Annotated in this window: 13 protein-coding genes; 6 read left to right on the forward strand and 7 right to left on the reverse strand. The window is 39.5% G+C overall.

Annotated features, from left to right (window positions below; all coding sequences use genetic code 11):
* Together FTV17_RS06940 and FTV17_RS06945 are read right to left on the reverse strand one after the other, a co-directional pair.
* Positions 1 to 291: hypothetical protein (locus FTV17_RS06940; protein WP_179998715.1), on the reverse strand; the 291-nt coding region annotated here is incomplete at its 3' end.
* A gap of 371 nt (positions 292 to 662) precedes the next feature.
* Positions 663 to 1,787, reverse strand: coding sequence for an endonuclease/exonuclease/phosphatase family protein (locus FTV17_RS06945; protein WP_179998716.1), 1,125 nt, complete (start codon positions 1,785 to 1,787; stop codon positions 663 to 665).
* A gap of 187 nt (positions 1,788 to 1,974) precedes the next feature.
* On the opposite strand from FTV17_RS06945, the gene asd reads away from it, so the two are divergent.
* From asd to truA, 4 genes are all read left to right on the forward strand, one after another.
* Positions 1,975 to 3,093 (forward strand): aspartate-semialdehyde dehydrogenase, encoded by a 1,119-nt coding sequence (gene asd / locus FTV17_RS06950; protein ID WP_035264122.1) that lies wholly within the window; start codon positions 1,975 to 1,977, stop codon positions 3,091 to 3,093.
* 284 nt (positions 3,094 to 3,377) lie between these two features.
* The gene (locus tag FTV17_RS06955; RefSeq protein ID WP_179998717.1) at positions 3,378 to 5,300 is read left to right on the forward strand and encodes a hypothetical protein; all 1,923 of its coding nucleotides are present in this window, start codon (positions 3,378 to 3,380) and stop codon (positions 5,298 to 5,300) included.
* Between the two features lie 37 nt (positions 5,301 to 5,337).
* On the forward strand, positions 5,338 to 6,315 hold the full coding sequence (locus FTV17_RS06960; protein WP_179998718.1) for an asparaginase domain-containing protein: 978 nt from the start codon (positions 5,338 to 5,340) through the stop codon (positions 6,313 to 6,315).
* Positions 6,316 to 6,323: 8 nt separating this feature from the next.
* Positions 6,324 to 7,121 carry a tRNA pseudouridine(38-40) synthase TruA gene (truA, locus tag FTV17_RS06965; protein ID WP_179998719.1) on the forward strand — a complete coding sequence of 266 codons (798 nt, stop codon included), beginning with the start codon at positions 6,324 to 6,326 and terminating at the stop codon, positions 7,119 to 7,121.
* 48 nt (positions 7,122 to 7,169) lie between these two features.
* On the opposite strand, the gene FTV17_RS06970 is transcribed toward truA, so the two are convergent.
* Positions 7,170 to 8,177, reverse strand: coding sequence for an AraC family transcriptional regulator (locus tag FTV17_RS06970; protein WP_035264130.1), 1,008 nt, complete (start codon positions 8,175 to 8,177; stop codon positions 7,170 to 7,172).
* 228 nt (positions 8,178 to 8,405) lie between these two features.
* On the opposite strand from FTV17_RS06970, the gene infA reads away from it, so the two are divergent.
* The gene (infA, locus tag FTV17_RS06975; protein WP_004692529.1) at positions 8,406 to 8,627 is read left to right on the forward strand and encodes a translation initiation factor IF-1; all 222 of its coding nucleotides are present in this window, start codon (positions 8,406 to 8,408) and stop codon (positions 8,625 to 8,627) included.
* A gap of 334 nt (positions 8,628 to 8,961) precedes the next feature.
* Positions 8,962 to 9,276: a hypothetical protein gene (locus tag FTV17_RS06980; RefSeq protein ID WP_179998720.1), complete on the forward strand. Its 315-nt coding sequence runs from the start codon at positions 8,962 to 8,964 to the stop codon at positions 9,274 to 9,276.
* 27 nt (positions 9,277 to 9,303) lie between these two features.
* Here the strand turns inward: FTV17_RS06980 and leuB are convergent, their stop codons facing one another.
* The 4 genes from leuB to leuC all read right to left on the reverse strand — a co-directional run bounded on the left by leuB (position 9,304) and on the right by leuC (position 13,203).
* Positions 9,304 to 10,383 (reverse strand): 3-isopropylmalate dehydrogenase, encoded by a 1,080-nt coding sequence (gene leuB / locus FTV17_RS06985; RefSeq protein ID WP_179998721.1) that lies wholly within the window; start codon positions 10,381 to 10,383, stop codon positions 9,304 to 9,306.
* Positions 10,384 to 10,413: 30 nt separating this feature from the next.
* On the reverse strand, positions 10,414 to 10,992 hold the full coding sequence (locus FTV17_RS06990) for a hypothetical protein (RefSeq protein ID WP_179998722.1): 579 nt from the start codon (positions 10,990 to 10,992) through the stop codon (positions 10,414 to 10,416).
* A gap of 97 nt (positions 10,993 to 11,089) precedes the next feature.
* The gene (leuD, locus tag FTV17_RS06995; RefSeq protein WP_179998723.1) at positions 11,090 to 11,740 is read right to left on the reverse strand and encodes a 3-isopropylmalate dehydratase small subunit; all 651 of its coding nucleotides are present in this window, start codon (positions 11,738 to 11,740) and stop codon (positions 11,090 to 11,092) included.
* 14 nt (positions 11,741 to 11,754) lie between these two features.
* A complete protein-coding gene (leuC, locus tag FTV17_RS07000; RefSeq protein ID WP_179998821.1) occupies positions 11,755 to 13,203 on the reverse strand; it encodes a 3-isopropylmalate dehydratase large subunit in 1,449 nt (482 codons plus the stop codon).
* Between the last annotated feature and the right edge of the window lie 225 nt (positions 13,204 to 13,428).

Genomic DNA, 13,428 nt, shown 5'->3' on the forward strand with positions numbered 1-13,428 from the left:
AGAGACTTTAGCTTCTTTAGCTTCTTTAGCTTCTTTAGCTTCTTTAGCTTCTTTAGCTTCTTTAGCTTCTTTAGCTTCTTTAGCTTCTTTAGCTTCTTTAGCTTCTTTAGCTTCTTTAGCTTCTTTAGCTTCAGTGTTCGCGACCTGTTCTTGAGATGCAACCGCATCCATCATTTTTTCATCAGCTTCTTGTGCAAAAACATTGGTACTCATTAGTACATTTAACACAACGATCGAAGCGAAGGATTTGCTTGTAGTTATGTCTTTCATATTTTTAAGAAACAAACTCATACCCCATCTGCTCAATATTTTCATTTTGGCAAATCATAGCATTAATAAAAGATTAGAGCTGAATAACGAGATTTAATTCATTCGACCTGTATGCATTTAAACGTTTAAATCCACCATAAACTAAACCCGAGTTCTACATCCTGTAAAACTCGGGTCGATGAGGTTGTGCTTTTCAAAAATCATATTATTGTTTTATTGGCTTTCCTTTCCTACATCATCTCCATGATGGTTTTCCGTCGGCGTCGTCTTCCATATTGGGATCATTCCATTCCCACTCCCTGTGCCGATAAGCTTAGATTACGCTTAAGCTTGCTTCGTGACTATGGGTCAACAGACACATTCATTGTAAGCAATTTCTTACACGCATCCATTCACACTTGTTTGCCATCTTTATAATCTTGCGCAATTTCATCTGTCACTTGTTTCTCTTCTTTTTCGGCTTTCGCAATACCTTCTTGAATCGCCTCTTGAGCCTCTTGCTCATCAGCATCCGTCTGTTCTAATTCTTGCTGTACTTGCTCAAACTGTCGTCCAGTTTGTAAAACAACGTACACAGGAAAGTGATCCGAACCAATATGCGGTAATCGCTCCATTTTCACCAAAGCAAAATCAGTGCTGTGGAATACATGATCGAGTGACCATCGTAATAGCGGATAGTCCGCATGGAAGGTATTGACATAATGACGCCCAACACGCGGGTCTAATAAACCACTGATACGTTGAAATAGTCGTGTGGTACGAGACCATGCCACATCATTTAGATCCCCCATGACAATGCAACTTTCATCCAAGTCTTTAATTTGATCACCGACAATCAACAACTCAGCATCACGTAATGTAGAGTCTTTGGCTTCAGTTGGACTCGGCGGTTTGGGATGTAAACAATATAATTGAACTGGCTGTCCAGAACGCAATTTCACTGTGGTATGAATAGAAGGAATCTCATTACTCAGTATGAATTTGACTTCGGTATCACTTAATTCCAATTTACTGTAGAGATGCATTCCATAGAGATTATCTAAAGGTACTGGAACACGATAAGGATAATCCGCTTCGATGACCGAAAGTTCATTCTGCCAGGTTTGGTCTGTTTCAAGCGTCAATACGATATCGGGTTGATGCTGATGAATCTGTTCAATCAAACGATGATATTCTGTATTTGGTGTTAAAACATTCGACACAATTAAAGAGATTTGCTTTGATGGATCAAGTTGATCCGGTTGGACCTGTTTCACCTGTTTTTTCCAAATTAAGGTATAAGGCAAAACCATCTTCAATTGATATGCTAATGCAGCAATTAATCCAACAAATATGACTTGGCGTCTTAAATCCCATTCCCCATCCCAAACCAACAGGAGGATAAATGCGATAAAGCCAAGGGCTAAAATTTGTAGTCTTGGAAAATCGGCCCCTCGAAACCACCACTCATCACGCGGAATCAAAGACCAAAAACTTAACCAAATCACAACAACAGCCAGTATCTCAATCCATAGCATAGTGCTTCTCTTTATATATTCTTAATTTTTCGATGATTCATAAATTTATATTAGTTTTGCATGTAACATAAACAAGTTATATTGCACAATATATTTGCTGTTTTGATTGTGTACCACTTGCAGTTATACACTCTTTTGATACACTCGAACCCCCTTTTTTTATTTTAACGCACCGAGGCAAAGTGACATGAAAGTAGGTCTGGTCGGTTGGCGCGGGATGGTTGGTTCCGTCCTTATGCAACGTATGGTTGAAGAGAATGATTTCGCTCATTTTGAGCCATTCTACTTCTCTACCAGTAATGCAGGTGGTGAAGCCCCTGCGTTTGGTGGTAAAACTGCCCCAGCACTTATGGATGCGACAGACATTAATAGTCTGAAGCAAATGGATGTCATTATTACCTGCCAAGGTGGTGATTATACCACTGAAGTTTTCCCTAAGTTGAAAGCTGATGGTTGGAATGGTTACTGGATTGATGCTGCATCTACATTGCGTATGGACGATGAAGCAATCATCGTATTAGATCCAGTCAACATGAATGTGATCAAAGACGGTTTGGTAAAAGGTACGAAAACATTTGTGGGCGGTAACTGTACTGTTTCATTGATGTTAATGGGTCTTGGTGGTCTGTTCCAAAACAATCTTGTTGAATGGGCGACTTCAATGACTTACCAAGCTGCTTCTGGTGCGGGTGCGCAAAACATGCGTGAACTCATCACAGGTATGGGCTATTTGTATAACAATACAAAAGATCTATTAGACGATCCACGTTCTCCAATTTTAGATATCGACTCTAAAATTGCTGAATTACAGCGTGGTGAAGGATTCCCTTCAGCAAACTTCGGTGTACCTTTAGCAGGTTCTTTAATTCCTTATATCGACAAACAGCTTGAAAGCGGTCAATCGAAAGAGGAATGGAAAGGTCAAGTTGAAACCAATAAGATTCTTGGTAATTCACAAATTGTACCTATTGATGGTCATTGTGTACGTATTGGTGCAATGCGTTGTCACTCACAAGCATTGACTTTAAAACTTCGTAAAGATGTTCCTTTAAATGAAATTGAAGACATCATTGCAAGTGCAAATGACTGGTCTAAAGTTGTGCCGAACACACGTGAAGCATCAATGACTGATCTTACACCTGTTGCAGTAACTGGCACGCTTACAGTTCCAGTAGGTCGTTTACGTAAACTCAATATGGGTAAAGAATATCTAGGCGCGTTCACTGTTGGTGACCAATTACTTTGGGGTGCTGCTGAACCTTTACGCCGTATGCTACGCATCTTGATTGACTATAAGAATGCTTAATGTTTAATAGTCACTTCAATAAAAAGCCGGTCTGATTAGATCGGCTTTTTTTATGCAACTTGAATTGATTAGAGCTTGGAGTGCTATTTGAAAGGAAATATTATGACATCGATACAAAAAACAGTTAAATTACAATCTCATCACTTCTTATTTCGAACATCTTGATCGATGCATAATGATGAACTGAGAATATAAAAAATCGAGATTAAAAACAGTCCAATATTTCGAGCACTCAGGTATTAGGTTTGCAATAAATTCATTGAATTCAATGAAGGGGAAAAATTATGTTGTATGTCATTCCATTTGTCGTCTTGCTGTTAATCGCACTGGTGCTCAAAAAACGTGAGGATAAACAAAAAAATGGCGACACAGGATCAACAAAATCTAAAAAAAATGTGAGTGTAAAACGCGCTAAGAAAAGCCCTAAAACTCGCTCCACCCCACAACAAGCCTCTTCACAGTACGGTCATGGCGCACCACAAGACTTAAGTGCCGAACCAGTGGCTGATGAACTTAAAGCCAGTATTGAATACTTAATTCAATCAGAAAGCTATATGTCAGCCGAAGCAAAAATCAATCAAGCATTGAATCGTGATCCTAGACAACATGAGCTTTACTCGTATTTGATTGATATTCACATCTTACAGAATGATGAATTTGCTTTAAAACAATTAAGTAATTATTTACGCTCCACTGGATTACATTACATTGCGGATGAAGCTGAAGACAAACTTAAAGCTGCAAAAGAAGCGGAACAAAATAAAGAAATTGCGAAAGAATCACGGGATATATCGAACACCGAGAATCAGTCTCGTAATACTGCACAATTTCATAGCACCAGTTTTATAACTGAAATTCCTGCAGTGCAATCAGAACAAGCTTTTGATCATCTCATCAAGTCTCAGGATGAACAACATAGCTCTCAGGAAAGCACACCCACTGAAACAAATGAGACCACAGAGCAATCTTCTCTTCCTTCTCAAAGCTCAACATTTGTGTTTGAAACAGAACAATATCCACATCCCTTACAAGTCAAAGAGAAGAAAAGCACCCCTGAAGAAGAAATTGAGCATGTCTCTGCTGAACCTACTGCTCATTTTGTATTTAGCTCAGAACAGCTGGATTTAGCAGAAGAGTTTACGCTCAATAAAACCAATGAAGAAATCATTGACCAGCTCCCTTCTGATCAGGCTGAAAATCAGCAGGCAACTGAACAACAGACTCCATCGCAAAACGAGCATTTTGAACTCGATTTTTTTATGGAAGATACACCGCAACCAACCTCACAACACCCATTCGAGCAAGATGATGAGAAGACTCCTGCATCAAAAGAGCAAACACCTTTAGAATTTATAACGACAGATTTAACTTTCGAGCCAAATGCTCAAACACAGACTGAATCTGAAACAACCAATCAATCGACTGAAGATCGCGCGCCCTTAGAGTTTGATTTAGATTTCTCCAGTTTTCAGTCTGAAAATAAATCACAAACAGAATCAGTGCACTTAACTGATGCTGAGAACCGTGCTTCAGAAAATGAGTCCATGCACGATCTCGACTTCACACTTGATTTGAGTCAAGAATGGGGTGAAAAAACAGATCTATCTCATTCAGCACTGAGCTCTCCTCCATTAGAAAAAAATCCACAAGAACTGAATATTGAAATAGATCCATTGGAATTTAGCTTTTCAGATCAATCGAAACAGTCTCATTCTCAAACAACATCTAAGGATGAACTCACTTTCGATCTTTCAGATGATTTTAACTTTAATGCTGAAACATCTAGCTCAGCAAAAGTTTCAGAGCAAAGCGTGAATGATCAGAATTTAGATTTCGTGACTTTCGACTTAAAAGAAAATCTTGATTCAAAATCTACAGAAAAAAGCTCAATTGAATCAACAAACGAATTTAATCTTGACCTCAATTCTTCAGATGAAAACGTAGAAGTGCAACAGAGTCATTCGTATGAAACATCTGCGATAAAAATGAATCCGAATCGTCTCGATGATCCTCTTGTGCAACGTTTTCCTGAATTACTTAACGTTGATGAAATTCAACTTAATTTAGATTTGGCGGATCAATACATTAAATTTGGCGCGTTTGATGAAGCAGAAAAATTAATTGCGGAATATGAATCGCATTACAGTGACGAACAAAAAATGCGTGCAGCAAAACTCCGAGAGAGCATGGAATCTGATTCCAATTAATCTTAATATGAAGCAGTCTAATCAGGCTGCTTTTTTTATGAGTTCAAAAATAGCTTTAATCTATATGGGTGGTACATTTGGTTGCGTTGGTGAACCTTTAGCACCTATGTCAGCTAACGATTTTTTCCCGCAATTAAAAGAAATTTTGCCCGTTCAAATTCAGATCGAGCTTGTTCAGGCTCATGAGATTAAAGACAGTAGTGCATGTACGGCACGTGATTGGTTGCTGTTAATCCAACAAATTCAACAATTACAAACTAAACAATTTCAAAAATTTATTGTCATTCATGGTACCGATACCATGAGTTATGCTGCGGCTATTCTTTCTCGATTTCTCCATGATACGTGTCGAGTCATTATCACAGGTAGCCAATTTCCTCTGCTCAATCATGCAGCGACCTCTTTGCATCCATCGAGCGATGCTTTAGATAATCTGAATCATGCCATCCAATATATGGAAAATGTGTCTGATGGTGTTTACTTATGCTTTAACCATCAAATTTTTCATGCCAGAACTGCAGTCAAGACACATCGCACGGCACTTAATGCATTTTGTGGTGAAGCATTTACAAATGTCATCAAGCCCATATCAAGTTCTTTTGTCGACATTACTGAGCAACATATTGAACGCTCGACACAACTCAATATTGCGAATCTGAGTCTTCGCCCCATTGAAATCAAATTATTCAATCAGCATTTAACGCGTTTTATCGACAACCCGCCTCATGTACTCATACTTCAAGCATATGGAACCGGTAATTTGGCAATTAATGCGGATACCACATATATTTTGAAGCAGCTTCGTGCCTTAGGCTGCCATATTGTATTAAGTAGTCAGGTCATGTTTGGAGAATTAGATCAACGCTATGCAATTAGCAGTTGGATTAAAGCATCTGATATTTTAATAGACGATACACTCAGTGATGCCGATCTTTATGCCAAAATTCTAAAAATGTATTTACAATACCCTTCCACAGATCAATGGTTACAGCATTGGTATGATTCATCAAATTAGAGGTTCAAATGCCACGTTTTGCAATCGGAATTGAGTTTAGTGGCGTTCGTTATCGAGGTTGGCAAACACAGCAACCTGGTGTGCCGAGCGTACAAGAAACCATGGAAAAAGTGTTGAGCAAAATTGCTGATGAACCCATCATTTTGCATGGTGCAGGTCGAACAGATGCGGGTGTTCATGCCACAAATATGGTGGCTCACTTTGACACAAATGCAATACGTCCAATTCGTGGCTGGCTTATGGGGGCTAACAGTACACTCCCTAAAGATATTGCCATCCAATGGATTCAAGAAATGGGCAGTGATTTTCATGCACGCTTTAAAGCGCAGGCTCGCCGTTATCGTTATGTCGTTTATAACAGCCCCATGCGCCCTGCCTTACTCCACAAACAAGTAACGCATGCTTATTACCCACTTGATGTGGATAAAATGATTGCTGCAGCCTCAAAATTTGAGGGTACTCATAACTTTGAAAGCTTTCGAGCTGCTGCGTGTCAATCCAACCAACCTGTACGCCATGTGAGCCATTGTAAACTCATCAAACACGGTGCTTACCTTGTTCTAGACATCCAAGCAGATGGTTTTTTACATCACATGGTTCGCAATATTATGGGCTGTTTACTGGAAATTGGTCAGGGGATGTACGACATTGACCATATTGATGAAATATTCGCAGCAGAAGACCGTAAAGCAGCAGGGATCACAGCACCACCTGACGGCCTTTACTTTATCCAAGCACACTATCCTGAAGAGTTTAACTTGCCTAAAGTGCCGCTAGGCCCTCATTGGTTAAACATGCCTGAATAGATTTTTTATTTTGAATTGAAAAAAATCCCTTCATAAGAAGGGACTTTTTTAGCGCTGTTTACGCTTACGATATTCAACAGGTGTCTCATTGGTCCATCGTTTAAAGGCACGATAGAACGTACTTGGTTCTGAGAAACCCGTCAGATAGACAATTCTCTCTACGCTTTCATTGGTGTTTGCCAAAAGTTTTTTAGCTAAACGACAACGATAGTCAGATAAAATTTGCTGGAAGCTTGTATTGGCTTCACTGAGCTGTGTTCTCAAACGACGTGGGGTAATATTCAACTGAGCTGCCACAGTTTCTAACGTTGTTTCTCCACTCTCAAGTGTAGAACCAATAGCACGGCGTACCTCACCCACTAAATCGTATCGAGCCAACTCCTGTAATTTTTCAATCGCCAACTGCTCATGCAGTTGAAGTAATTCTGGCTCAGCTTGCCAAAGTACATAATCTAAAATTGCAGGATCAAAATAAAGTCGCGTTTCTTTTTGGCCTAAACTTACCGGGCACTCATATACACGGAAATACTCATCGTCTGAAGCACCCTCGCTAAAGTTAAAATCGATATATATAGGTTGAAAACGACCTTCAGTAATAAATTTGAAGAATCTTAAAATGCCTGAAATCGCGCACTCAGAAAAATGACGATTAACTAGGTTTTCAGAGAAAGGTTGTTCACCATTGGTTAGGTAGCAACGATCATCTTCAATGACCAACTTGGCATGAAATGCATCACTGATTAGACGTTGATACGCTAAAGCCCGTTTGAGGCCTTCGCCAAAATTTTCAGATGAAATAAAAAGATGTTCAATCACTTGACCACGATACAATGGTAAATGCTCACCTAAATGTAGACCAATGTCTGGATCTTTACTGACTTCTTCGGCAGCAACCCAGAAAGCGTACTGCGCGCTTAAAGGCGTACGCGCATTTTGATCTACTTGATTTAAGGCCACACCCGCTTTTGTTAAAATTTCTTCTGTGGGCAATCCAGCACGACGAATTGCTTGATAACCTAATCGTAGAACAACCGAAGCATCAGTTAGCTGACTCACGCAGTGCCCTTCCTTGTATGTTATTAATATTTACTTAAAACTTATGAATTAGATTACAGTCGATTGACCAAACTGACAACATAGTTAAGCATTTTTTTGTTTAAAAATTTTATTTGTTTGTTCGACAAATTTGACCATAGAAACGCCGACTGAACTTGGTTTAACCTTGTTTTTTTCTAAAATTTTGCCTATAATTTGCGCCTTTCCAATTTGATCATCAGGTAGGCTATGGCCAATAAAGAGGAACTTATCGAGTTCGAAGGCGTTGTCACCGAAACGCTTCCTAATACTATGTTCCGTGTACGTTTAGAAAACGGTCACGAAGTAATTGCACACATTTCTGGTAAAATGCGTAAACACTATATTCGTATTTTGACTGGCGACAGTGTTAAAGTTGAAATGACACCTTATGACTTATCTAAAGGTCGCATTACTTACCGTGCACGCTAAGTGTTAGTAAGCGAAAAGCCACATTGAGTGGCTTTTTTTGTTTTTGTACTTTTATTTTATGAACTACAGGAGATCCATTCTACTAAAGCAATCGTCTGTCTTTATGAGCAGATCAATACTCAGATGTTATAGAATAATCAAACTCACTATTTATTTATTTTTAACATTCAATCAAATATAAAAACAATGCTCATATACACACTCAGCCACAAAAAAATCGTCGTACTGCCCCACTGTTTCACGCATTAAATCAATTGTGGTTTTTGGCCATCTGCATATTTACACCTTTCCAGTTTACGGCATGCCAAACAGCAAATTTTCAGAATAAAAAAATATGAACACTTATGTTTCACAATTTGTAGGGCAAGATATCCAACATATGCGTGAAACTATCAATTTGAATTCTTTTAACATTAAACTGAAGCCGAATCCTGTGATTCGAGATGAGCGGGAAATTTTCACTTTTGAACGTATAGTCAACACCGCGATTCCAATGGGAAATTCGATGAGAGATGCAAATGGTTTTATGATTCCTGTACAGAAAACTTCAGTGAGTCAGTACTACGATAACCTAATGACTTGCTCAAGTGTTTTAAGTTTAAAAAAAATACGCTTTCAAAAGCTCGGCAATAAAAAACGCAGCTCATAGGCTGCGTTTTGAATGAATCAACTGAAATTAGTTAAGCGCTGCAACAACTGCTTCACCCATTTCAATTGTCCCGACCTTCTTCATGCCTTCAGACATAATGTCAGCTGTTCGTAAACCTTGGTCTAAAACATTCCCTACTGCATCTTCAATTGCTTTTGCTGCAGCTTCTTGACGGAACGTATATCGAAGCATCATTGCAACAGATAAAATTGTTGCCAATGGGTTTGCAATATTTTGACCTGCGATATCTGGTGCTGAACCATGACAAGGCTCATACATCCCTTTACCATTTTCATCTAAAGAAGCTGATGGCAACATACCGATTGAACCAGTCAACATCGCAGCCTCATCAGACAAGATATCACCGAACAAGTTACCTGTTACGATCACATCAAATTGTTTAGGTGCACGAACCAATTGCATTGCTGCATTATCGACATACATATGTGACAAGTTAATGTCAGCATACTGTTCAGCATGTAACTGAGTTACTGTTTGTTTCCAAAGCTCAGTGACTTCAAGAACATTCGCCTTATCCACTGAACACACTTTACCACCGCGTAGTTTCGCCATTTCAAACGCCACTTTAGCAATACGTTTGATTTCTGACTCTGCGTATACGTCGGTATTAAAGCCTTGCTTCTCACCATTCTCTAATTCACGAATACCGCGTGGTTGACCGAAGTAAATACCACCAGTTAATTCACGGACAATTAAAATATCTAAGCCTGAAACAATTTCAGGTTTCAAACTTGAAGCATCTGCCAATTGAGGATACAAGATCGCTGGGCGCAAGTTAGCGAAAAGGTTAAGTTCGCTACGTAATTTCAATAAACCACGCTCAGGACGAATTGAGCGCTCAATTGTGTCCCACTTCGGACCACCCACAGCACCTAACAAAATCGCATCTGCTTTTTTTGCTTGTTCAGAGGTAACTTCTGGATAAGGTGAACCATGCGCATCAATTGCAGCGCCACCCAATAAACCTTGTTCCCATGTTAAATCTAGATTGAATTTTTCATTGACACGGGTGAGGACCTGTTCAGCTGCTTTTACAATTTCAGGACCAATGCCGTCACCAGCTAAAATCAAAATTTGTTTAGACATGAGATTTTCCATTTATAAAGTTAGTATGAACTAACGTGTTTTTAAATTTTTTTGTTCCACAAACTCACCTAGTCCATTGAGAACATTATAGGGTTTGCAGAAACGACGAATGGTTTGTTGCTCTTGCAACAAGTCAACACATAATGGCTCTGGTGCAGAAGCATCAAGTAAACTTTTTTTCCCACTGCTTCGATCTCTAAACATTACAAATCGGTAATCTTTTTTTGCTTCGAAGCGATGGATGACATTAATAGTTTCTGCTTTTTCCTCTGAAATCGGATAAAAGCGAACCACCACTTCATGCAGTCCAGCAGGAACTGAAAGATATAAGGCTTGCGGATCTTTCAAGGAGCCAGCATTTAATCGCACGATACCTTGCTTGATCGCACGCTGATCTAATCTTCGAGATTGAGCATCAACAATGGGATGCTCATCGAATCTTTCAAACTCACAATTCAGCGTTCCTGAGCAATAAATCAAAGCATGATTTCTGGTTTCAGGCGTTTCTTTAATCTTTTTCAGTTGTAATCGGTCTACGGTCTGACAAGCGGATAAAACGGCGACAGACAATCCGAAAAACGCATAGCGTAATAAAACTTTTGCCTTCATTTGTGCCCAACCTCACCAAACGGCGCAAAACTAAAAGAATAATTTTGCACCGATATTAGCAAGACTTGAATCAGAGCACTATAGCTTTAAGTATCAGTTACGCTTTGATTTCTTGGAATACCCATGGGCGAACAGCTTTAGTTCTTTCCTCATAAGCACGAATGTCTTCTGCCGCTTGTAACGTTAAACCAATATCATCTAAACCATTCAACAAACAGTGCTTTCTGAATGGATCAACTTCAAATTTAAATGCTTCGCCTGTAGGTGTACGTACTTCTTGTGCTTCAAGATCAATCGTTAACTGATAACCTTCTTGAGCTGCACACTCTTTGAATAATTGATCCACAATCTCTTCAGACAAGATCACTGGTAACATGCCATTTTTAAAGCTGTTGTTGTAGAAAATGTCTGCATAGCTTGGTGCGATTACGGTACGAAAACCATATTCTTCTAAAGCCCATGGCGCATGTTCTCGGCTTGAACCACAACCAAAGTTGGAACGTGAAATCAAGATTGAAGCACCTTGATAACGTGGTTTGTTCAACTCAAAATCTGGATTCAAAGGACGTTTTGAGTTGTCTTGCCCCAAATAGCCTTCATCTAAATAACGTAATTCATCAAACAAATTCGCGCCGAAACCTGTACGCTTAATTGATTTCAAGAACTGTTTTGGAATAATTAAATCTGTATCGACATTGGCACGGTCTAAAGGTGCAACGATACCTTGTTCAACGGTATATTTTTTCATGTTGTTTGCTCCTCTTAGAATGAACGTACATCAACAAAGTGACCTGCAATTGCAGCTGCTGCTGCCATCGCTGGGCTCACTAAATGCGTACGACCACCATTACCTTGACGACCTTCGAAGTTACGGTTTGATGTTGATGCACAGTGCTCACCCGGTTGTAATTTATCTGCGTTCATTGCTAAACACATTGAGCAACCCGGCTCACGCCATTCAAAACCAGCTTCAATTAAGATTTTATCCAAACCTTCAGCTTCTGCTTGAGCTTTGACTAAGCCAGAACCTGGTACCACCATCGCTTGCTTAATCGTGCTTGCAACTTTTTTGCCTTTTGCAACTTCAGCTGCCGCACGGATATCTTCAATACGCGAGTTAGTACAAGAACCAATAAACACACGATCAAGTTTGATATCAGCCAAGGCTTGACCTGCGGTTAAACCCATATATTGATAAGCACGTGTCCAATCGTTACGTTGTACATCATCTTTTGCTTGTTCTAATGTCGGTACTGCTCGAGATACAGGAATCACCATCTCAGGAGATGTACCCCAAGACACTTGTGGTTCAATCTCTTCACCTTGTAATACAACAACTGTATCAAAGTGTGCACCCTCATCAGAATGTAAAGTATTCCAATAAGCTACAGCTTGATCCCACTGCTCTCCTTTAGGTGCGTATGGACGACCTTTTACGTATTCAATGGTTTTTTCATCAACAGCCACCATACCGACACGGGCACCGCCTTCAATCGCCATGTTACATACCGTCATACGACCTTCGATCGACATATCACGGAAAACTTGACCACCAAATTCGATGGCATGACCTGTACCACCAGCTGTACCGATTTTACCGATAATCGCTAAAACCACATCTTTAGGTGTTACGCCTTGACCTAATTTGCCGTCAACACGTACCAACATGTTTTTCATTTTCTTTTGAACTAAACATTGCGTTGCCAATACATGTTCAACTTCTGATGTCCCAATACCGTGTGCCAAGCAACCAAACGCTCCATGCGTCGCTGTATGAGAGTCACCACAAACAACCGTCATACCCGGTAAAGTTAAACCTTGCTCAGGTCCAACAACGTGTGCGATCCCTTGACGGACATCGTTGATATCAAACTGTGCAACATTAAATGTTTTACAGTTATCATCTAAAGTTTGCACTTGGATACGTGAAGTATCATCTTCGATCCCCGCAATCCCTTCAGAACGCTCTTTCGTAGACGTTGGTACATTATGGTCAGGAGTTGCCACGTTTGCACTTAAACGCCAAGGTTTACGTCCTGCAAGTTGTAAGCCTTCAAAAGCTTGTGGAGAAGTCACTTCATGCAACAAGTGACGATCGATATAAAGTAAAGAAGAACCATCATCGCGTTGCTTAACTAAATGATCGTCCCACAATTTATCGTACAACGTTTTTTTTGTTTGAGTTTCTGCTTTTTGGGTTTCGCCTGCCATGTCGATTTGCTCCACTGGACTGGGTAATTCTGTCATTAATTACGATTATAACGGCCTATTAACATAAATCTAATTTATCATTTTTATTAGTTTAAAAACTTTTTGGAATCACTAAAAGCATCAAAAATGATCTGTAAAAACGATTAATTTAAAAATAATATTCGCTTTTACAGATTAAACAAGAATGCTTATCATTTAAACATCTCCAAGATCACCACCAACTGA

Origin of the sequence: Acinetobacter sp. YH12239, from assembly GCF_013417635.1 — a bacterium.
Classification (GTDB): Bacteria; Pseudomonadota; Gammaproteobacteria; order Pseudomonadales; family Moraxellaceae; genus Acinetobacter.

What these genes read in the sequence shown, in the direction of transcription:
- leuC (WP_179998821.1), bottom strand. Translation starts at nt 13,203, where the DNA reads ATGGCAGGCGAAACCCAAAAAGCAGAAACTCAAACAAAAAAAACGTTG.
- FTV17_RS06945 (WP_179998716.1), bottom strand. Translation starts at nt 1,787, where the DNA reads ATGCTATGGATTGAGATACTGGCTGTTGTTGTGATTTGGTTAAGTTTT.
- FTV17_RS06960 (WP_179998718.1), top strand. Translation starts at nt 5,338, where the DNA reads ATGAGTTCAAAAATAGCTTTAATCTATATGGGTGGTACATTTGGTTGC.
- truA (WP_179998719.1), top strand. Translation starts at nt 6,324, where the DNA reads ATGCCACGTTTTGCAATCGGAATTGAGTTTAGTGGCGTTCGTTATCGA.
- asd (WP_035264122.1), top strand. Translation starts at nt 1,975, where the DNA reads ATGAAAGTAGGTCTGGTCGGTTGGCGCGGGATGGTTGGTTCCGTCCTT.
- leuB (WP_179998721.1), bottom strand. Translation starts at nt 10,383, where the DNA reads ATGTCTAAACAAATTTTGATTTTAGCTGGTGACGGCATTGGTCCTGAA.
- FTV17_RS06990 (WP_179998722.1), bottom strand. Translation starts at nt 10,992, where the DNA reads ATGAAGGCAAAAGTTTTATTACGCTATGCGTTTTTCGGATTGTCTGTC.
- FTV17_RS06955 (WP_179998717.1), top strand. Translation starts at nt 3,378, where the DNA reads ATGTTGTATGTCATTCCATTTGTCGTCTTGCTGTTAATCGCACTGGTG.
- FTV17_RS06980 (WP_179998720.1), top strand. Translation starts at nt 8,962, where the DNA reads ATGAACACTTATGTTTCACAATTTGTAGGGCAAGATATCCAACATATG.
- infA (WP_004692529.1), top strand. Translation starts at nt 8,406, where the DNA reads ATGGCCAATAAAGAGGAACTTATCGAGTTCGAAGGCGTTGTCACCGAA.
- leuD (WP_179998723.1), bottom strand. Translation starts at nt 11,740, where the DNA reads ATGAAAAAATATACCGTTGAACAAGGTATCGTTGCACCTTTAGACCGT.